Here is a 19552-nt window from a genome sequence, read left to right on the forward strand (position 1 = left end):
GCCGATTGCCTGTGAGCAGGTTCGGATAGACTGGCGCGAGAACAATGCGAGAAAGAGGCAAGGATGACCCGGAAACAGTCGCAACAGCACGACGCACAACGCAAACCGTCCTGGCGCGTACGCTGGAAAACCATGAGCCGAGCCGTGGGCATGGAAATCCGCGAACACAAAAGCTCATTCGCGGTCTATGTGGTGCTGCGCATGCTGGTGCTCGCCATGGCAATACTCCAGTTCTTTAACGGCGACTACGAAAATGTGTTCCTGTGCATCCTGACGTTGCTGCTGCTGTTGGCGCCGGCGTTCATCCAGGTGCAGTTCCGCATCGAGCTGCCTTCGGTGCTGGAAGTCATCGTGCTGGTGTTCGTGTTCTCGGCTGAGATTCTTGGCGAGATCAGTTCGTTCTATGAGATCTTCCCGTTCTGGGACACGGTGTTGCATACGATGAACGGCTTCCTCGCTGCGGCGATCGGCTTCTCGCTGGTCGACCTGCTCAACCGGTCCGACCGGGTGAAGTTCGAGCTTTCGCCCCTGTATCTGGCGATCGTGTCCTTCTGCTTCTCCATGACCATCGGCGTGATCTGGGAGTTCTTCGAATTCGGCATGGACCAGTTGTTCGGGTTCGACATGCAGAAGGACGCCATCGTGCATTCCATCAGCTCGGTGATGCTCGACCCCACGCACACCAACCATGCGATTCGCATCAACGACATTACCCAGGTCACGGTCAATGGCCAAGACCTGGGCCTCGGCGGCTACCTCGACATCGGTCTGATCGACACGATGGAGGATCTGGTCGTCAACTTCATCGGCGCGGTCGTGTTCTCCGTGTTCGGTTTCCTGTACGTGAAGAACCGCGGCAAGAAGGACTCCATCATCAGTCGTTTCGTGCCACGCCGCAAGTCCGCCGACCGCGATTACCTGCGACTGGTGATTGATGGCGGGAGCCGGGAAAGTCATACAAATATGAGAGATACAGTAATCGAACAAACGTTCGACTGCCCTGATAAACTGGATGCATAATTTAGCGACGACAACGACATGATTTACAGACGCCCGAAAAAAGAAAGGCGATCTCATGACTGGCGAGGAACTGAAGCAGCAGATTGCTTTGTATGAGAGCGCGGACCACACCGTGCACCTCGATGTGAAGGTAGACGAGGACACGGTGTGGCTTAACAGACAGCAATTGGCCTTGCTGTTTGGCCGCGATATCAAAACAATCGGCAAGCATGTCGGCAATGCATTAAGGGAAGAGCTCAATGGATTTTCAGTTGTCGCAAAATTTGCGACAACTGCATCTGACGGTAAGACATACCAAGTCGAGCATTACAACCTGGATATGATCCTGTCGGTCGGATACCGCGTCAAATCCAAGGAAGGCATCTATTTCCGGCGATGGGCCAACTCAGTTCTGAAGCAGCATCTCGTTGATGGTTATACCATCAATCGCAAGCGGCTTGACGCACTTCACGCCGTCGTCAAGGTGCTATCGAGGTCCACCGAACCGGAAATTGCTGGCACCGCCGAGATCTTGGAACGATATTTGCCGAGTCTTGTGCTGCTTAACGACTATGACACAGGCAATGTCCCTATACCCAAGGGCGACGAGTCCCAGTGGGTCTTGACCTATGAGGACGCGATGCTGTTCATCCGGTCGATGCCGTATATGCCAATCACTGTTGTGTTTGCGAACTCCTTCGCTCATGGTGCCGAAAATGCATACATTTGGTTATTCGCTGTTTGCGGTGGGGCGTGCATGGGTTAGTGTTTCGGGTTCGATTCCCTGTCAGAAAAAATAATCGAGTGCGGGATTACGGCCGGTAAGGCTCCTGTCGTGGATGCGGATGCGCGCCGGTCTTACGGTGGTGCTTTCCCGAAACGTGGATTGCACGAGGTGTGGGACGGCACGCGGATTCGGCCGTTTTCCGCCCGCCGTCCCACAGCGCTCGCTATGAACGGTTGTGGATAATCATGGAGCTGTAGCGGAAATCGGCGTTATTCCGCGGTTTCGACAGTTAATAGAACAAATAGAACAAATAGAACAGCCAGCTTAGGCACGGCGCGGCAAATGGCGCAAACCGGCCGCGATAGTAGTAGCGTGGTGCATACCAGTACAACCATGCGAGGAGAACAGCCATGATCAATGAGGAATACAAGGCCATGCTTGGCGGCAAGTCCGTGATTCGCGAGCTGAGCGAGTACGCCACGAGCCGCGGTGCCGAAATCGGCTACCAAAACGTGTTCGATTACAGCCTTGGCAATCCCTCGGTGCCGGCTCCGAAATCCTTCACCGACGCCATGGTCGACCTCTACGAAAACGGCGATCCGGTGGCCATCCACGGCTACTCCCCCTCGCTCGGTATCCCATCCGTCAAGGACGCGATCGCCGAAAACCTCAACGAACGTTTCGGCATGGCATACACCGGCAACCACATCTTCCCGACCACGGGCGCGGCGGGCGCGCTGTCCCACGCGATGCGTGCGGTGACCAAGCCGGGCGATGAGATCATCACCTTCGCCCCCTACTTCCCCGAATACCAGCCGTACGTCAAGGGCGCCGGCGCCAAGCTGACCATCGTGCCGGCCGACACCGAGAACTTCCAAATCAACTTCGACGCATTCGAGGCTGCACTTAACCCGAACGTGCAGGTCGTGCTTATCAACACCCCGAACAACCCGTCCGGCGCGGTGTATTCAGCGGACACGCTCAAGCGTCTGGCCGCGATCCTGACCGCCAAGCAGGTCGAATACGGCCACGATATCTTCCTGATCAGCGACGAACCGTACCGCGAAATCGTGTTCGACGGCGCCACCCAGCCCTACCCGGCCAGCTTCTACGCGAACTCGCTGACCTGCTACTCGTGGTCGAAGTCGCTGAGCCTGCCTGGCGAACGCATCGGCTATGTCGCGGTGAATCCCACAGCCACCGACGCCGACCTGCTCGTGCCCATGATGGGCCAGATCTCGCGCGGCACCGGCCACAACTGCCCGCCGAGCTCGATTCAGCTGGGCGTGGCCAAGGTCATCGACCAGACCGCCGATCTCAACGTCTACGAGACGAACATGAACCTGCTCTACGATGCGCTGACCGGCATCGGCTTCGACGTGGTACGCCCCGGCGGCACGTTCTACATCTTCCCCAAGGCGCTGGAGGACGACGCCGTGGCGTTCTGCATGAAGGCCAAGGAATACGACCTGATTCTTGTGCCGTCCGACAGCTTCGGCGTGCCCGGATACTTCCGCATGGCCTACTGCATCGACACGGAGAAGGTCAAGCGCTCGATCCCCGTGTTCGAAAAGTTCGCCCACGAGGTGTACGGCCTGTAAACACGGACCGCAAGTAACAAACACAAGAAAGGGGTTGCCATGGAATACACCGAAGACGCCGATCGTCGCGAACTGCTGCTGCACAGCGCCTATGACTCCGATACGGTCCGGGCCATGGAGCGACCCCTGCTGGACAAAGGCGTGCCGCTGATGCGCATGGCCGCCCAGGCCGCGGCCCACATGGCGGCCGGTATGCTGGACGACGAGGATCTGGCGCTGGAGGACACGTCGATCGTGCTGCTGGCCGGGGCCGGAGACAATGGTGGCGATGGTCTGTTCGCGGCCGCCGCGCTGGCCCAGGAGGGCGCGAACGTCACCGCCATCGCCGTGGGCCGGTCGTTGCATGAGGCCGGATTCGCCTCATTCGTGCGCGCCGGAGGCAAGGTGCTGGTGCTTGATCCCGCGGCTGATATTCCCGGTTGCGCGTCCGGGTTTTCCGCCGGTGAGGCCGGCGAGCGATTGCAGACCGCCATCGCCGTGGCCAGGAAATCGCATCTGATCATCGACGCGATGACCGGCATCGGCATCCAAGGCTCGCTACGCGGCATCCCCGCCGCACTCGCCTCCGCCCTTGGTCTCGACGGCGAGGCTCCCGATGAGCCCGCCCTGCCAAACCGTGAGTCGTCAGGCGATTTTCCGCTGGTACTTGCCGTGGATACGCCATCCGGCGTCGGTGTGAACGATGGTTCTCTGCCCGGCCCGTACATTCCGGCCACGGTCACGGTCACGTTCGGCGCGATGAAGCCGTGCGCGGTGCTGCCGCCCGCCACGTTCGCCTGCGGCCGTATCGAGTTGCTCGATTTCGGATTCGATATCGACGACAAGGATCCGGACGTCGAGGTGGTGGATAATTCGTTCGCGTCCGACGCGGTCCGTCTCCCCAGGTTCGAGGATTCCAAATACTCCCGGGGCGTGGTTGGTCTGGTGACCGGCTCGCAGCGCTACCCCGGTGCCGCCGTGCTCACCGCCAGCGCCGCCGCCCGCGCGAACACCGGCATGGTCCGGTATCTGGGCCCGGAGCGCGCGCAGAACATGGTGCTCGCCGCACTGCCGGAAGCCGTGATCGGCAAGGGACATGTGCAGTCCTGGGTCGTGGGGTCCGGCGTGCCCGAGGCTAGCGTCGAGGGCACCGACGGCGATATGCAGCGGGACACCATCGCCGCATTGCTCAAGCATTACGCGCTCGGCAGCGAGGATGAGAACAAGGACGCCTACGACATGCCGCCAATCGTGGTGGATGCCGGCGCACTCGACCTGCTGCCGGAGCGTGTGCCCGGCCAGGTGGTGATCACGCCACATGCCGGCGAGATGGCGAAACTGCTCAACCGGTTCGAAACCGCCGCCAGCACCGCGGAGCATGCCGATTCGCACGAGCCGTACACCGCCGACGACGTGCGGTTGAACCCGTTGGCCAGCGCGAAGCGTGCCCACGAGCTCACCGGCGCCACCGTATTGTTGAAGGGCGCGGTGACCATCGTGGTGGATGAGGACCACGTCTATGCGTCGGGTAGCGCACCGGCCTGGCTGGGCACCGCCGGCGCGGGCGACGTGCTGGCCGGTCTAACCGGCGCCCTGCTCGCCCAGCAGGATGACGTGGCCGCCACGGGCGAGACCGTGGCCTCGGCCGCCTACCTGCATGGCCTGGCGGCGGCGATCGCCTCCGAATCCGAGCAACAAGGCTGGCAGGAGCCGGAACTGATCGGCCGCGAGCATCGCCAGCGCTTCATGACGCTCGGCCACCCGATTGTGGCCGGCGACGTGGCCCACGCCATCCCCGAAGCCATCGCCGACGTCATCGCATGATTCCGTACGTTGGCTCCCCTCAGAGAGGGGAGCCAACGTATGAAACCCCCTATACTAAATCGCAGACCCCACTCAACGGCCCCAACAACACAAGGAGCATCATGGCCAACTCCCCCATCACCGACGTGATTTTCGACTTCTGCGGCGTGCTGCTGGACTGGAACACCCGCGCATGCCTGGAAGGCCGATTCCCCGATGAGATCGTGGAACGCATCTGCGCCGACGACGACCCCTGCGGCTTCTTCCGCTACGAGGACCGCATGGACACCGGCGAGGATTTCGCGGACATCTACCCGGATGTGGTACGCGAACAAGGCCAGGAACTCGCCGACATCTTCAAGTTCTACATCGGCCACTACGCGGACGCGCTGCCCCGCACGCTTCCGGGCATGGTCGAGCTGCTGGCGGATTTGAAGGCCCACGGCTACGGCGTATGGGGTCTGACCAACTGGTCGCATGAGACCTTCCACCTGGCCTTCGAGAAGTACCCGCGCCTTGAACAGCTGTTGCAGGGCACCGTGGTCTCCGGCGTGGAGAAGATGCATAAGCCGAACGCCGACATCTACGAGCTGGCCCTGACCCGTTTCGGCCTCACGGCCGAGCGCTGCGTGTTCTTCGACGACACCGCCAAGAACATCGTCGGCGCCAACGAGGTCGGCATCCACGGCATCCTCTTCGAGAACGCGTTGCAGGCACGCGAATCGCTCGCAGAACTCGGCGTACGTCTGTAAGTCGCCAAACGTTGCATCGCGGCAGTTGAAGTCTATGGACCCGTCCTTGACGACGGTGACCGGCCGTGTGGCGACTATCCCTAGCGATATAAATAGACTTTATGACACTGCTGCAGCTGAAATACATCGTCAAAATCGTCGAGTGCGGCTCGATGAACGAGGCCTCCCATGCCCTGTACGTCTCCCAGCCGGCCCTGAGCTCGTCGGTCAAGGAATTGGAGAACGAGCTGGGCATCGAGATCTTCACCCGCTCCTCGCAGGGCATCGCCCTGACCGTGGACGGCGCGGAATTCCTGACCTACGCCCGCCAAGTGCTCGACCAGGCCGACCTGCTCGAAGAGCGCTATAAGCATGCCAAACCGCGCAAGCAGCTGTGCCAGGTCTCCACCCAGCACTACATGTTCGCCGTCGAGGCGTTCGTGGAGATGATCAACTCCATCAAGTCCGACGAATACGAGTTCACCATCCGCGAGACCCGCACGCGCGACATCATCAACCAGGTCGCCAACATGCAGTCCGAAATCGGCATCATCTACCTGTCCGATTTTAACAAGGACGTGATCGGCAAGCTCCTGCGCGAGAAGCACCTCGAATTCCACCCGCTCTTCCGCGCGCCGCTGCACGTGTTCATCTCGCGCAACAACCCGCTGGCCGCCAAGAAGGTCATCACCATGGAGGACCTGAAACCTTATCCGTTCATCCAGTACGAGCAGGGCGAGGAAGGCTCGTTCTACTTCTATGAGGAAGCGGTCTGGCCGGAGTACTCCCCCAAGCAGATCAACGTGACCGACCGCGCCACGATCCTGAACTTCATCATCGGCCTCAACGGCTACACGGTGTGCACCGGCATCGACAACGGCGACCTCAACAACGAGAAGATCGTCACCGTGCCGCTCGACACCGACGAAACGATGTTGGTCGGCTGGATCACGAACGAGCGTTCCAAGCTCTCCAAGGCCGCCGAAACCTATCTCGACAAGCTCAAGTCCGTAGTCTCCGACCACGGCTACAAGCTCATTGATTAGGAGTAAGTAAAACAGGCATGGTCAGCAGTGAGATATACTGCGATTAAGCCAACCCCGCTGGGGAAATGGAAGTAAGGGCCGGCTCCTGAGTATCTCAGGGGCCGGCTTTTGCGCTATTGAGACTGACTGGCAAAACCAGTTTGATGGCCTCCGACTACTTGGCCAAGATTACCGACGCGGCGGCTGTCGCGGCGAAGCCTTTGAGCACTTCAATCATCACGTCGCGATCTTCGACATCAATGTTGCGGGCCGCGGCGAGCATAATCGGCAGTGACTGTGTCAAATGCGAAGTGAGGTCGCCGAATGTGTCGTATCCGCCAGCCTCGAAGATGGCAAACAGGTTTTCGATGAACTTGCGGCGATGCTCGTCGTCGTATTTTGCCATCCATCCGTTGATCGTGCGTGCCAGGTATTGCGCGCTACTTGTCAGTCCATCAGCCTGTACGAATTGGCCATGATCGACTTGCCAGTGCAATGCGAAATGCTGCATGATGCTGGCACCGTCGCTGCTGACCACCGTATAGCCGTCTTCCACATGCTCACGAGTCTCAAACAGCATGCCGATGATCGACGAGCCCGGTACCGATTTATGGATCTTCGACGCAATGCGTACGTACCCGTCCTCATCGAAGAACACCTCATCGAATCCAGGCCCATCGTGCGAATATACGACCGTGATACGTTCCTGAATCTCGCTAGGCACATTGGCCGCCGCATACACCGCCAGATTGCCGCCTTTGGAATGGCCGCCGACCATAATCGGCCCGGCCCAATGGCCAGCCAGCTCGGTCAGATAACGCGCGGCGGCCTCCTGCGAGGCGACCGGGCGGCGGAACGCCATCATGAAGTCCTCTTTCCACCCGACGATTGAGCTGTCGGTACCGCGAAAAGCCACATAGAGCGTGCCGTTACCCAGTTCGAACACGCAGGCCGAGAACTGCTTGGTGGTTGCAGCATCGAATTCGTCCACGTATGCGCCCACGCGTAGGTTCCTCCAACGTGGGCTCTCGCTCATCGCACGTAACAGATCGACATTCATCGAAGGCGACCACACCTTGCCGAACATGTCGTCATAGCATTCGGCACGCAGCAAATCGTGAATCGGAACCGTGGCGATCATGCCGTCGGCGGTCTCTGCATTCTCGTGATAGCGCGGCACGTTATCCGGCATGCGAGCATAGGCCAACTGGGACAAAGCGAGGCTATCCGCCTCGGTGAACGGCAGTTCGGCGAAAGTGTCGAAATGTTGCCGAATATCGTCGGTGATGTTCCCCATAGCGGCCTTCCTTGTTCGAATGCAACGAACCTACGGTAATTCTACGCCGAGCGGGTTTTCATCACAGGCGAGTCGGTCCCAGAGTTTAGAACCCTATCTCGCTTTCAAGGGAGCTGATTTGGCCTTCTGGAGACATTTATCTCCGTTTCAAGAGGCTGTTCATCCGTCATATCCCGAGTATGAGCGGCGTCACCCCAACGTCATTCCGCCATTTTCATGCTGCTTCTACTTGGGCATCAGCATCTCGGCGGTCTTCTTCATTACCTTGCGACAACTTGTTCGCTTTGCTGTCCAGATGATGCTCGATGCCGAAGTAACTGCATATCCCCACGAGCGCAAACAGCCCTATATCAACTAACCAGTTCATAGCACGCTCCTTGCCAAAGCTTTTGCCTTAATATGGTGCTGCTGTTCATGGAACGTAATAAAAAAAGCGGGCTCGCAAGCCCGCTTTTGGTTTTTAGATTGAAGACGATCAGGCGCCGTATTCCTCAAGGTAGGCGGCGGCGCGCTGCTGGATGTCGTGGCTGAGCAGCGGGGTGCCGTCGGGGTTCTTCATCTTGGCGGCGGCGTCGAAGATCTCGCGCACGTTGGCGATGGAGAGCACCGGGAAGCCGAATTCGGCTTCCACGGCCTTCACGGCGGACATGTCGGAGTCCTTGGTCTTCTCCATGCGGTCCACGGAGAGCACGAGACCCACGACCTCGACGTTCGCCTCGGCCTTGAGTTTGGGGATGACTTCGCGCACGGCGGTGCCGGCGGTCATCACGTCGTCCACGAGCAGCACCTTCATGCCGTCGGTCAGCGGGGTGCCAACCATCCAGCCGCCGTCGCCGTGGTCCTTCTTCTCCTTGCGGTCGAAGGTGTATCCGACGGTCATGTTGTGGCCGGCGGTCAGCGCGATCGCGGTGGACACGGCCAGCGGAATGCCCTTGTAGGCGGGGCCGAACACGGTGTCGATGTTGCGGGGAATCGTGTTGTGCACGATGGCCTGGCTAATCTTTTCGGCGTAGAACGCGCCGAGCGCGGCGATCTTCTTGCCGTCGTCGAAGGCGCCGGCGTTGATGAAGTACGGGCTCTTGCGGCCGGACTTCAGCGTGAAGTCGCCGAACTTCAGCGCGTTGGATTCCAACAGGAATTCAGTGAAGCGATGTGCGAGTGTTTCTGCCATGATGTTCCTTACCTCCAAGTCTGTCCTGCGGCCAGTTTAGCAGCGAGTTCGGGACGGCTGTCCAACAGGTCGTCGAGTTCGCGGGCGACGCGCAGCGGGGCCACCGGGTCGAAGAGCGCGGCCGCACCCACTTCGACGGCGTTCGCGCCGGCGTACAGGTATTCGAGCGCCTTCTCGCCGCTGTCGATGCCGCCGAGGCCGATGATCGGAATCTCCGGCAGTGCGGTGCGCACCCGATAGACGGCTGCCAGGCCGACCGGCAGCACGGCCGGGCCGGATACGCCGCCGGTGACGTTGGCGATGATCGGCTTGCCGGTGCGAATGTTAATGCGCATGCCTTTGAGCGTGTTGATCATGCTCAACGCGTCGGCGCCATGTTCCACGGCCGCGCGCGCCGGCACGGTGATGTCGGTGACGTTCGGCGTGAGTTTGACGATCATCGGCTTGTCGGTCATCGGGCGCAGCCGGTCCATAAGATTGGCGAGGGCCACCGGGTCGGTGCCCACGCTCATGCCGCCGGCGGAAACGTTCGGGCAGCTGACGTTGATTTCCAGCATGTCCGCGTCGGAGTCGGCGAGCTTTTCCACGACCGCCGCGTAATCGTCATCGCAATGTCCGGCGACATTGGAGATGACGAACGCGCCCGCGGCCTTGAGCTTGGGCAGGTCCTCGGCCAAGTAATGGTCGATGCCGGGATTCTGCAGGCCCACGGCGTTGATGTTCGCGGCCGGCGATTCGGCGGTGCGCGGCGAGGGATTACCTTCCCACGGTACGGGCGAGGCGCCCTTGGTGCATACGGCGCCGAGCTGGCTGACGTCGTAGAACCAGCGGACGGCGGCGTACTGGAAGGTGCCGGAGGCGGTGCCGACCGGATTCTTCCATTCCAGACCGGCCACCTTGGTGTGGTGCTTCCACACGTGGGGCTCGTACAGGTTGATGTGGTTGTCGCCGCCCTGCGCGGACTGGTTGTTTGCGCTCATCGTCACTTCCCCCATCCGAGCTGTTCGCGGGTGAACACGGGTCCGTCGGAGCAGACCTTGAGGCGGCCGTCCACGGTGTCGATGGTGCACAGCACGCAGGTGCCATAGCCGCAGCCCATGCGCTGTTCCATGCTCAGCTGCGCGGGGATGCCGCGTTCGGCGGCCCAGTCGGCCACGGCCTTCATCATAGGCAGCGGTCCGCAGGACAGAATGATCGGCTTGCGATCGTAGGCCTTCAGGTCGTCGCCTTGTTCCAGTTTGTTGAGCAGGTCGACCACGTTGCCTTCGGCGTCGTCGATGCTCCACGACCAGTCCGCGTACCGGGAGACGTATTCCTCGGCGAAGTGGTCGTTGCGGTAACCGAATACGGCGGTGGCAAAGGAGGCGTCGTGTTCGGCGAGCTTTTGCGCGGCGTAGATTAGCGGGGGCACGCCGAGTCCGCCGCCGACAAGAATGTAGTTGGCGTCTTCCTTGAGGTTGAAGCCGCGGCCGAGCGGGCCGAGCACGTCGACGGTGTCGCCGGCCTGCAGTCCTGCCAACTGTTCGGTGCCGTGTCCCACGACGGCGAAGATCACGCTGACTTCGTCGCCGTCGACTTCGCTGACGCCGAACGGACGCGGCATGAGCATGAAGTCGTCGTGCGTGAACAGGTTGACGAACTGGGCGGGCTTGGCATGGGAGGCGATGAACGGGTCGCGGAACGTCAGTCGCATCACGCGGTCGGTCAGTTCCGTAACCTGCGTGATTCCGACGTTGTGGCGCGGCGGGAAGAATCCGGCCGCAGTCGCTTCCGTAACCACATCATGGGTGGGGGTGAAAGTTGTCATTTCATTCCTATTCAGCACATCAAGCTCCCCCTATCAGGGGAGCGGTCAACCGCAGGTTGACTGAGAGGTAGTTAAACACACTCGGCTCCGGTTTCCAGCCCACACTCACGTATAGCCCACAGCCGGACAATCTACCTACCTATATACGGCAACCCGCAGATTATCGCGCATGTCGAGCGCCGCCTGGCGCGCGCTGCTCGCCACAAGGTCCAGCGCCTCGTCGGCGGTCATGGATTCGGAGTACTTGCCGCTCTTCTTCCATGCGCCGATAATGCCGCGCGACGAGTTGACGATGGCGCCGCTGCCCTGCTTGTCGAACATGCCTGCCACGTCCGCGGCCGTGCCGCCCTGCGCACCGTAGCCCGGCACGAGGAAGAACGTGTGCGGCATGCGCGCGCGCAACGCCTTGCCTTCCTCGGGGTGGGTGGCGCCGACCACCGCGCCCACGCGGGAGTAGCCGTGGCTGCCGATGGTCTCGGCGCCCCATCCTTCCACAAGATCGGCCACGTGCTCGTAGACCTTCGTGCCGTCGGCCAGATCGAGCATCTGCAGTTCGCTGGAGGACGGGTTGGAGGTGCGCACGAGCACGAAGATGTCCTTGTCGGCTTCGGCGGCGGCCTCGACGAACGGGGTGATGCCGTCGGTGCCGAGATACGGGTTGACGGTCACCGCATCCTCATGCCACGGGTCGAAGTCGCCCACGCCGTTCAGGTGGTGGGCGTAGGCGGCTGCGGTGGAGCCGATGTCGCCACGCTTGATGTCGCCGAGCACGTAGAGGCCCTGCTGGGCCGCGTATTCGCAGGTCATCGTGTAGATGTCCACGCCGGCGGGGCCGAGCGCCTCGTACATGGCGATCTGCGGTTTGACGGCGGGCACGATGTCGGCGATGGCGTCAATGATCGTGCGGTTGTATTCGAAGTAGGCGACGGCCAGCTGCGCGGATTCGACTTCCTCCGGGGATTCGACCGAGTCACGCACCTCGTCGGCAAAGCTCGCCACGACCTGCGGCGGCACCAGCGCCTCAGTGGGGTCAAGGCCCACGACGCTGGGGTTCTGAGTGTTGTCAATCGCTTCGATCAGGCGATCCATGCTGCTCCTTGTGTTATCTACAGACGGCTGAACATCAGCTGGGAGCCGATGATTGTGGCGAGGGGGCGTCCGGTGACCTGCCAGCCGCCGAACGGGGTGTTACGAGCCTTGGAGTGGAACTGTTCGGGGTCCACGGTCCATTCCTCGGCGGCGTTGAGCACCACGAGGTCGACATTGTCGGCGTCATCCACGCGGCTCAAGTCGAGCAGTCGGTTGACGCCTTCACGCTGCGGCTGAGCGTCGCTCTCCCCCGCAATCACGCCATCCGGATCATCCCCGGTGGGCGCGGGTTCGGCGTAGTCCTCGACCAGCGCGGCCACGTCGGTTGGCACATGCCCCATGAGTTCGGCAGGTCCAACGGACATGAGCTCGATCAGACGCTCATCGGAAATGAAGCCGCCGTCGACGAGCACCTTGTGGCACACGCCGTACGCGCATTCCAGTCCGATGATGCCGTTGGGCGCCTCAAGGAAGCCGAGTTCCTTCTCTGCCAACGTGTGCGGCGCATGGTCGGTAGCCAGCAGATCCACGGTGCCGTCGGCGATGGCCGCGATGGTGGCTTTGCGGTCCGCTTCGGAGCGCAGTGGCGGATTCATCTTGGCGAGCGTGCCGTACTTGAGCAGCGCCTCGTCGCTCAACGCCAGATAGTGCGGCGCGGTCTCGCAGGTAATCGGCAGTCCTTCGGCCTTGGCCCTGCGAATCGCCTCGAACGAGATGGCAGTGCTCACATGCTGGAAGTGCACGTGGACACCGGTGCGGCGGGCCGCTTCGATATCGCGGGCCACGATCTTGAGCTCGGTGTCTTCCGGAATGCCGGGCACGCCAAGCTCGCGGGAAACGGGGCCTTCGTTCACGGCACCTGTATCGTGATGCTCGCAATGCTCGATCAGGTACAGGTCGGAGGCCTTGACGTTCTCCAGCACCTGGTCCAGGATCTCCGGCGTCACAGCGGAACCGTCGTCGCTGATTGCGGTGATGGGGTGCGTGAGCATGGCCGGCGTCTTGGCGTCGTCCTCGAATCCGGGCACGTACTTGAGCCAATCGGCAACGTCGCTTGCCTCATGACCGGCGCGATCCTTGGACGCGCACACGCACAGATCGTAACGAACCGGCAATTGAACGTCATGCGCAGTATCGTACTGCTGCAGGAAGTCGATGACGTTGTCGAAGCCGGCATCCAGAACCTCTTTTGCACCGGTCGCTTCCGGGCCAGACACGGTCTGCCCATCCAGTGCCGGCAACGTGTTCGGCATGATGAGCACGTTCGTGTATCCGCCGGATGCGGACGCACGGCAGCCGGAGACCATCGATTCCTTGTAGGTCTGGCCGGGATCGCGGAAGTGGACGTGTGGGTCTTCGAAACCGGGGGCCACGGTCAGGCCGGTGGCGTCGATGTCGGCGCCGTCAGCCACGGCGGAGGTGTCGGCGAAGTAGGCGGCAGCGGTCCCGGGCACCACGAGGTCGATGACCTCGCCGGTGTTCCAGACCTTGATGTTGCGTAGGGTGATGCTCACAGTTTGGCTTCCTCGTCGCAGTAGTCGCAGCGGTATTCGAGCCGCTCGGAGTGCACGAGGTGGAACATCTGCTTGATGCCGGGCTCGGCGGTGGTCACGCAGCGCGGGTTCACGCAGGAAATCACGCCGACGATGTGCTCGGGCAGGTTCGGCTGCTTCTTTTCGACGATCTTGCCGCCGCGCACCACGTCCACGGTGGCCTGGCGGGCCACGAAGCCGAGCACGTCGAGGTCGATGTCCTTGTCATCTTCGATTTTGATGATGTCCTTGGAGCCGTAACGCTTGGAGTCGGCGTTCATGATGAGCGCAAGCTTGGTTTTGGCCGGGTCGATTTTCAGGTATTCGAGAACCTTCAGCGAGGTTCCGGCCGGCACATGGTCGATAATGATGCCGTTCTGAATGCTGGTGACTTCCATCAGGCCTGAACCTCCTTGGGGTTGAGCGGTTCGTATCCGGGCAGTTCGTCGCCCACCACGGTGCTTTCGAGGGCCATGCGCACGAGCATGCCGTTCTTGACCTGTTCGAAGTAGGCGGCACGCGGGTCGTCGTCCACGTCCACGGCGATTTCGTTGACGCGCGGCAGCGGGTGAAGCACGGCCATGGACGGCTTGGCGAGCTGCAGCTTCTCTTCGTCGAGAATGTAGGTGTCGCGCAGGCGCAGGTAGTCGTCTTCGTTGAAGAAGCGTTCCTTCTGTACGCGGGTCATGTACAGCACGTCGAGGTCGCCGATCACGGAGGCCAGGTCGCGCACTTCCACGTAGGAGCAGCTGTCGGTGGCGTTGATGCGGTCGATCACGTACTGCGGGGTCTTGAGCTCGTCCGGGCTGATGAGCACGAAGCGCACGTTGCCGAAGCGGCACAGGGTCTCGATCAGGGAGTGCACGGTGCGGCCGAAGGTCAAATCGCCGCACAGTCCCACGGTCAGGTCGGTGATGCGGCCGAAGCGCGACTGCAGCGTGGCCAGGTCGGCCAGCGTCTGCGTGGGGTGCATGTGGCCGCCGTCGCCGGCGTTGATTACCGGCACGGATGCGGCGCGGGAGGCCACCAGCGCGGCACCCTCCTTCGGGTGACGGATGGCGACCACGTCCACGTAGTTGGACACGGTCTTCAACGTGTCGGCGATGGATTCGCCCTTGGTCACGGAGGCCAGCTGCGCGCCGGCGAATCCGATGACCTTGCCGCCGAGACGTAACATTGCGGTCTCAAAGCTCAGGCGCGTACGGGTGGAGGGCTCGTAGAACAGCGTGGCCAGCACTCGCCCATCGCAGGTATGGGCAATCTCTTTGCGGTGGGAATCGATGTATTCGGCCTTATGCAGCAGGTCGAGAATCTGGTTTGTAGACAGGCCGTCCAGCGTTACGACGCTTTTGCCGACCATTGGCGTTTCTTCAGACAAGGCTCACCTTTTCGCTCGTGGTTTTCAGGTGGCCACCCTTGCGTGACCTAATCTAACTTACGCCATTTTTCGGACAGCCGCATTCACCGAGTGTCCACCTGAAAATCCAACGAATATGCTGCCTTATCGCTGCGCGCGGCGTCGATTTCGTTCCAGTCGCGGTGCGATCACGTGCATACGCGGGCGAGGGGCGGTTTGCGGCTGCTGCGTTGCGGCGGAGGCCGTGGCGGTGGTTGCCGCAGCCGCCTCGCCTTCGGTCTGCCCATAGAACAAGCGCTGGCATACGTCACGGCATTTGCGCATCACGGCCAGCAGGTCGTTCTCGAAATGCTGGCCGCGGTGGGCGCCGTAGCCGAGGTAGACGGCGATGCCGCCCAGCGAATAGATGTCATCAGGCAGAATATCGGCCTGGTTGGCGCGCCCGCTCCACAGATAGCTGCCGTTGCGGGCCGCGGTGCACAACGTCCATGCCTTGCGCAGCTGAATCGCATCGATAGCGCTGATGAGCTTCTTGGCCTCCAGCACGTCCAATGCCTCCAATGTGCCGTTGACGCGCAGATCTTTGATATCGCCGGCGTGCTGGAGCTGCATGAGTTGCACGGTCCATTCCACGTCAGACAGACCGCCCTTGCCGAGCTTCAGATGACGTTCTCGACGCACGCCGCGCGGCAGACGCTCGGCTTCCATGCGGGCCTTGAGCTTGCGGATGTTCTGCAATTCGGCCTCGGTCAGCTCCGTGGTCGGGTAGCGCAACGGGTCGGCGATGTTGATTAGGAAGTCCCGCGCCAGTTCAGCGTCGCCGGCCGCGTACCGGGCGCGCAGCAGCGCCTGGCGCTCCCAGGTCGAAGCCCAGGATTCGTAGTATTCCTCGCAGGAGGCATAGGAGCGCACGAGCGGGCCGTTCTTGCCTTCCGGGCGCAGGTCCAGGTCGAGTTCGATCTTGGGTTCCAGCGTCGTCGGTCCTTGCAGGATGTTGCGCAGGTCTTCCACGACCTTCTTGGCGAAGGCGTTGGCTTGGCCGTCGTCGGCATCGTCGGCCGGACGGTAGATGAGAATGGCATCCGCATCGGAGCTGAAGTTCACTTCGCGCCCGCCGTAACGGCCCATGGCGATGACGGTGATGCCGGCCGGCGCGGTTTCGACGCCGAACTCGGCGATCTGGTGGCGCACGGCCCAGGTCAGGGAGGCATCGATGATCGCGTCATACACGTCGGTCATGGCCTTGAGACTGTCGGAGTCGCTGATCACACCGCTCATCCAAGACAGGCCGATGCGTTCGATTTCGTGGCGGCGCATGGCGCGCATGGAGGTGGCGAACTCGTTGATGTTCGAGCCGAAACGTTCCAGCGCCGAGCCGGTCTGCACGTCCAAGGCCTCGCGCGTGCGGGCCTGCAGATTGTCGTCGTCGCCAAGCCAGCTGATCGATTCGACCGACTTGTTGAGCGCGTCGCCCAGGAATCGTGAGTTGGACAGGATGTGGCACAGGCGCTGGGCGGCGGAGGTGGAGTCGCGCAGGAAGCCGAGGTAGCCGGATTCGGTGCCGAAGTTCTCCTCCAGTTTGCGCCAGTTGAGCAGGCCCATGTCCGGGTTCTGGCCCTCGCCCAGCCACTGCAAGACGGCGGGCAGAATGATGCGGTTGATTTTGGCCGCGCGCCCCACGCCGGCGGTGAGCGCCTGCACGTGGCGGATGGCGGCGTCCGGGTCGCCGAAACCGATGGATTCGAATCGTTCCTGTGCTGCCTCGACGCTCAGGACGATCTGGTCGTTCTCCATCTGGGCGTTGACCGGCAGCATCGGGCGATAGTAGATGTCGAGGTGCAGGTGGCGTACTTCGCGGCGGGTGTCGTCGTACTTGTCGACGAGTTCTTCCGGGTGCAGGCCGAATGCGCGGGCGAGTCGGCGCAGCTCCTGGTTCTGGTTGAGCTCGTCCACGTCGATGTCGCGCTTCTTTTCGAGGCCTCCGACCGAGGCCCGGCCGAGGTCCGGGAACAGGTGCGTGCGCTTCAGGGACCAGATCTGCTGGCGATGTTCCATCACGCGCTCGAAGCGGTAGTCCTGGGACATGCGCACGGCCTGCTTGCGCGAGACATAGCCGCCTTCGGACAGGCGCTGCAGCGAGTCGAGCGTGTTGCTGGTGCGCAGCGATTCGTCGGTGCGGCCGTGTACGAGCTGGAGCATCTGCACGGTGAATTCCACATCGCGCAGACCGCCGCGGCCGAGCTTAATCTCGCGGTCCTTCAGGGGCGCGGGAATCAAATCCTCCACGCGCTTGCGCATTTTCTGGCAGTCGTAGACGAAGTTCTTGCGCTTGGATGCGCTCCACACGAACGGCCGGGTCATGTCCATGTAGGCCTGACCGAGGTCGGGGTCGCCAGCCACCGGGCGGGCCTTGAGCAACGCCTGGAACTCCCAGTTCTCGGCCCACTGCTCGTAATAGTTCTTGTGCGAGGAGAGCACGCGCACCAGCGCGCCGTCCTTGCCTTCCGGGCGCAGGCCGCCGTCGATCTGCCACAGCGGCTGCTCGGCCACGCCCATGATGGCGGACTGGCAGACGCGCTGTAACATGGTGCCCATCTTGGTGCCCACGCGAATCAGCGTCTGATGGTCCACATCCTTGTCGGCCGGTTCGACCACGTAGATGAGGTCCACGTCGGAGACGTAGTTCAGTTCCTGTGCGCCGAGTTTGCCCATGCCGATGATGGTGAAGCGCACGTGCTCGCTGCCCTCGGTTTCGTGGCGGGCGATGGCCAGCGCGCCTTCGAGCGCCGCGTCCGCGAGGTCGGACAGTTCGCGGCTGATGGTCGGTTGGATGGAGGTCGGGTCGTCCGCCACGGCATCCTGGGCGATGATGGCGGCCAGTTGGTTCCGGTAGCTGGAACGCAGGGCCGTGGCCGCTTCGGCCAGATCCTTGGAGGCGACGGGCATGGCCGGTTCGTCCGGGTCCGCGCCGACCGCCTTGAGCAGACGTGCACGGCGTTGCGCGTGATTGAACAGATGGCTGTTGCAGTTGTCGACTGCTGCCGCCTCCACAAGCTGCGGCTTGAAGCGCATGAACTTGCCCATCGCGTCGGAGACGCCGAGCACCGTGACCAGACGCTTCAGGGCGTCGTTGTCGGGGATGACGTGTTCCAGATCGCGCTGGCTGGATTGCATCGCGTTGACGATATCCACGAAATTGCTCAATGCCATATCGGGGTCGCAGGCGTGGGCCAGCGCGCTCAGCAGTTCGGCGCATCGCTCATCGGGAATGTCGTCCGTCTTGAGCTGGTCGAACAAGGTGCGGGCCTTGTCGAGGTCTTGCAGACCTGCCCTGATGAGGTCCATGGAGCTGGGTTTGAACATCGACGATTCCATAAGATTCCACTATATACGCTCATGCCCTCCGAATGGGGCATGAGCCGGGAAGGAGTCATCGGGCGACGCTGATGAGCTCCGAGGAATCCATATCGTAATCGGCCATGGCGTAGGAACGGATGGCGGGGTCATCATAGGTGTTCATGTAATAGGTGTTGGTCTTGGACGAATATCCGCTGGTGAACAGCGTGCGTTCGAACTGGCCGTCGCCCATCTTCGCCATGCCGTCCACCATCTGCACGGAGCCGAGGGTGTGGAACAGGCGCGACACATTGGCGGCTTCATCGTTCTGCTGCGGGTAATGCGCGTTGGTGTAGGCCACACGAACGAAGCGCGATGGGGAACTCACGTCGCCCGGGATGCCATGCATGCCCACACCCGCACCCCAGGCGGTCAAGGAGGCCTTGCCCCATGAAGTCGGTTCGGCCATCTCGTTGCTGACGCACATGTAGTTGCGCAGGTTTTCCATATGGAAGTCGAACGTCGGCTGATTGGTCAGCACATCGACGTCATCATGATGCACGTGCATGCCATCGGCCATCTGCTCGACGACGATGCTGCGCTTGCCGTCGCCGATGAACCAGTGCAGCAGAGACTCCTGCTGTCCCGGCACGATCTGGGAGACGAGCGTCACGTTCCTGAGCGCCTCCTCGACCTCGTCGACGGAGTCGAAATTACGCGCCACCCACAGCGGAAATTCGAACGTGGCGACGTTTTCCGTGCCTTCGACCGGTTCGTGGACGAACGAGGCGTAGCCGGGGAAATTCAAGCCGGCGATGGCCAGACCATGTTCATTGGCGCAGTCGAAATACATCGGCCTATCGGCCATGACCACGCCCACGCCGATCACCGCGTTCGGCTTCGCCTTGCCGCCCGCACCGAACACCGTGTCATAGTGGTAGCCGCGCGGAGTGACCAGGATGGTCTCCCCATATGAGAAACTCCAGTCGAGATTACGGCCGAAATAGGTGTTGCCCTCATCATCGGAGAAACGGACACCAGTGCACATAACGGACTCCCTTCCATCGCTTTGGTTGGATTGCACGTTCATGATACCCA

General features: G+C 61.7%; 17 protein-coding genes. 6 read left to right on the forward strand and 11 right to left on the reverse strand.

The window, feature by feature from the left end:
- The first annotated feature begins 63 nt into the window (after positions 1–63).
- The 6 genes from AB5287_RS05580 (at position 64) to AB5287_RS05605 (ending at position 6886) form a co-directional block, all read left to right on the forward strand.
- Positions 64–1020, forward strand: coding sequence for a hypothetical protein (locus AB5287_RS05580; protein ID WP_007056248.1), 957 nt, complete (start codon positions 64–66; stop codon positions 1018–1020).
- A 55-nt stretch (positions 1021–1075) separates the two neighbouring features.
- Positions 1076–1765, forward strand: coding sequence for a virulence RhuM family protein (gene rhuM, locus AB5287_RS05585; protein WP_011068129.1), 690 nt, complete (start codon positions 1076–1078; stop codon positions 1763–1765).
- Positions 1766–2136: 371 nt separating this feature from the next.
- Positions 2137–3327 (forward strand): pyridoxal phosphate-dependent aminotransferase, encoded by a 1191-nt coding sequence (locus AB5287_RS05590; RefSeq protein ID WP_007052235.1) that lies wholly within the window; start codon positions 2137–2139, stop codon positions 3325–3327.
- Positions 3328–3366: 39 nt separating this feature from the next.
- The gene (locus tag AB5287_RS05595) at positions 3367–5130 is read left to right on the forward strand and encodes a bifunctional ADP-dependent NAD(P)H-hydrate dehydratase/NAD(P)H-hydrate epimerase (protein WP_077385784.1); all 1764 of its coding nucleotides are present in this window, start codon (positions 3367–3369) and stop codon (positions 5128–5130) included.
- 101 nt (positions 5131–5231) lie between these two features.
- Positions 5232–5861: an HAD family phosphatase gene (locus AB5287_RS05600; protein ID WP_007056272.1), complete on the forward strand. Its 630-nt coding sequence runs from the start codon at positions 5232–5234 to the stop codon at positions 5859–5861.
- Positions 5862–5962: 101 nt separating this feature from the next.
- Positions 5963–6886, forward strand: coding sequence for a LysR family transcriptional regulator (locus tag AB5287_RS05605; protein WP_007052232.1), 924 nt, complete (start codon positions 5963–5965; stop codon positions 6884–6886).
- 154 nt (positions 6887–7040) lie between these two features.
- On the opposite strand, the gene AB5287_RS05610 is transcribed toward AB5287_RS05605, so the two are convergent.
- From AB5287_RS05610 to bsh, 11 genes are all read right to left on the reverse strand, one after another.
- Positions 7041–8162 carry a DUF2974 domain-containing protein gene (locus AB5287_RS05610; RefSeq protein ID WP_007056247.1) on the reverse strand — a complete coding sequence of 374 codons (1122 nt, stop codon included), beginning with the start codon at positions 8160–8162 and terminating at the stop codon, positions 7041–7043.
- Between the two features lie 214 nt (positions 8163–8376).
- Entirely contained in the window at positions 8377–8529 is a 153-nt protein-coding gene (locus tag AB5287_RS05615; RefSeq protein ID WP_007054223.1) for a hypothetical protein, read from the reverse strand.
- A gap of 108 nt (positions 8530–8637) precedes the next feature.
- Positions 8638–9333: an orotate phosphoribosyltransferase gene (pyrE, locus tag AB5287_RS05620; RefSeq protein WP_007052229.1), complete on the reverse strand. Its 696-nt coding sequence runs from the start codon at positions 9331–9333 to the stop codon at positions 8638–8640.
- An 8-nt stretch (positions 9334–9341) separates the two neighbouring features.
- Positions 9342–10313, reverse strand: a complete 972-nt coding sequence (locus AB5287_RS05625; protein ID WP_007052228.1) for a dihydroorotate dehydrogenase — start codon at positions 10311–10313, stop codon at positions 9342–9344.
- Between the two features lie 2 nt (positions 10314–10315).
- Positions 10316–11140: a dihydroorotate dehydrogenase electron transfer subunit gene (locus tag AB5287_RS05630; protein WP_368220858.1), complete on the reverse strand. Its 825-nt coding sequence runs from the start codon at positions 11138–11140 to the stop codon at positions 10316–10318.
- Between the two features lie 135 nt (positions 11141–11275).
- Positions 11276–12229, reverse strand: coding sequence for an orotidine-5'-phosphate decarboxylase (gene pyrF / locus AB5287_RS05635; protein ID WP_007056251.1), 954 nt, complete (start codon positions 12227–12229; stop codon positions 11276–11278).
- A 17-nt stretch (positions 12230–12246) separates the two neighbouring features.
- A complete protein-coding gene (locus AB5287_RS05640) occupies positions 12247–13743 on the reverse strand; it encodes a dihydroorotase (protein ID WP_007054219.1) in 1497 nt (498 codons plus the stop codon).
- Positions 13740–14159: an aspartate carbamoyltransferase regulatory subunit gene (locus AB5287_RS05645; RefSeq protein WP_007052224.1), complete on the reverse strand. Its 420-nt coding sequence runs from the start codon at positions 14157–14159 to the stop codon at positions 13740–13742. Before AB5287_RS05645 ends, AB5287_RS05640 begins: the two co-directional genes overlap by 4 nt.
- Positions 14159–15121: an aspartate carbamoyltransferase gene (pyrB, locus tag AB5287_RS05650; RefSeq protein ID WP_007054218.1), complete on the reverse strand. Its 963-nt coding sequence runs from the start codon at positions 15119–15121 to the stop codon at positions 14159–14161. Before pyrB ends, AB5287_RS05645 begins: the two co-directional genes overlap by 1 nt.
- 141 nt (positions 15122–15262) lie before the next feature.
- A complete protein-coding gene (locus AB5287_RS05655) occupies positions 15263–18493 on the reverse strand; it encodes a bifunctional [glutamine synthetase] adenylyltransferase/[glutamine synthetase]-adenylyl-L-tyrosine phosphorylase (protein WP_196025048.1) in 3231 nt (1076 codons plus the stop codon).
- 55 nt (positions 18494–18548) lie between these two features.
- Positions 18549–19502, reverse strand: coding sequence for a choloylglycine hydrolase (bsh, locus tag AB5287_RS05660; RefSeq protein WP_007052221.1), 954 nt, complete (start codon positions 19500–19502; stop codon positions 18549–18551).
- Between the last annotated feature and the right edge of the window lie 50 nt (positions 19503–19552).

The sequence above is a fragment of the Bifidobacterium sp. RTP21102st3_E2_RTP21102_210122 genome, assembly GCF_040916945.1.
Classification (GTDB): Bacteria; Actinomycetota; Actinomycetes; order Actinomycetales; family Bifidobacteriaceae; genus Bifidobacterium; species Bifidobacterium longum.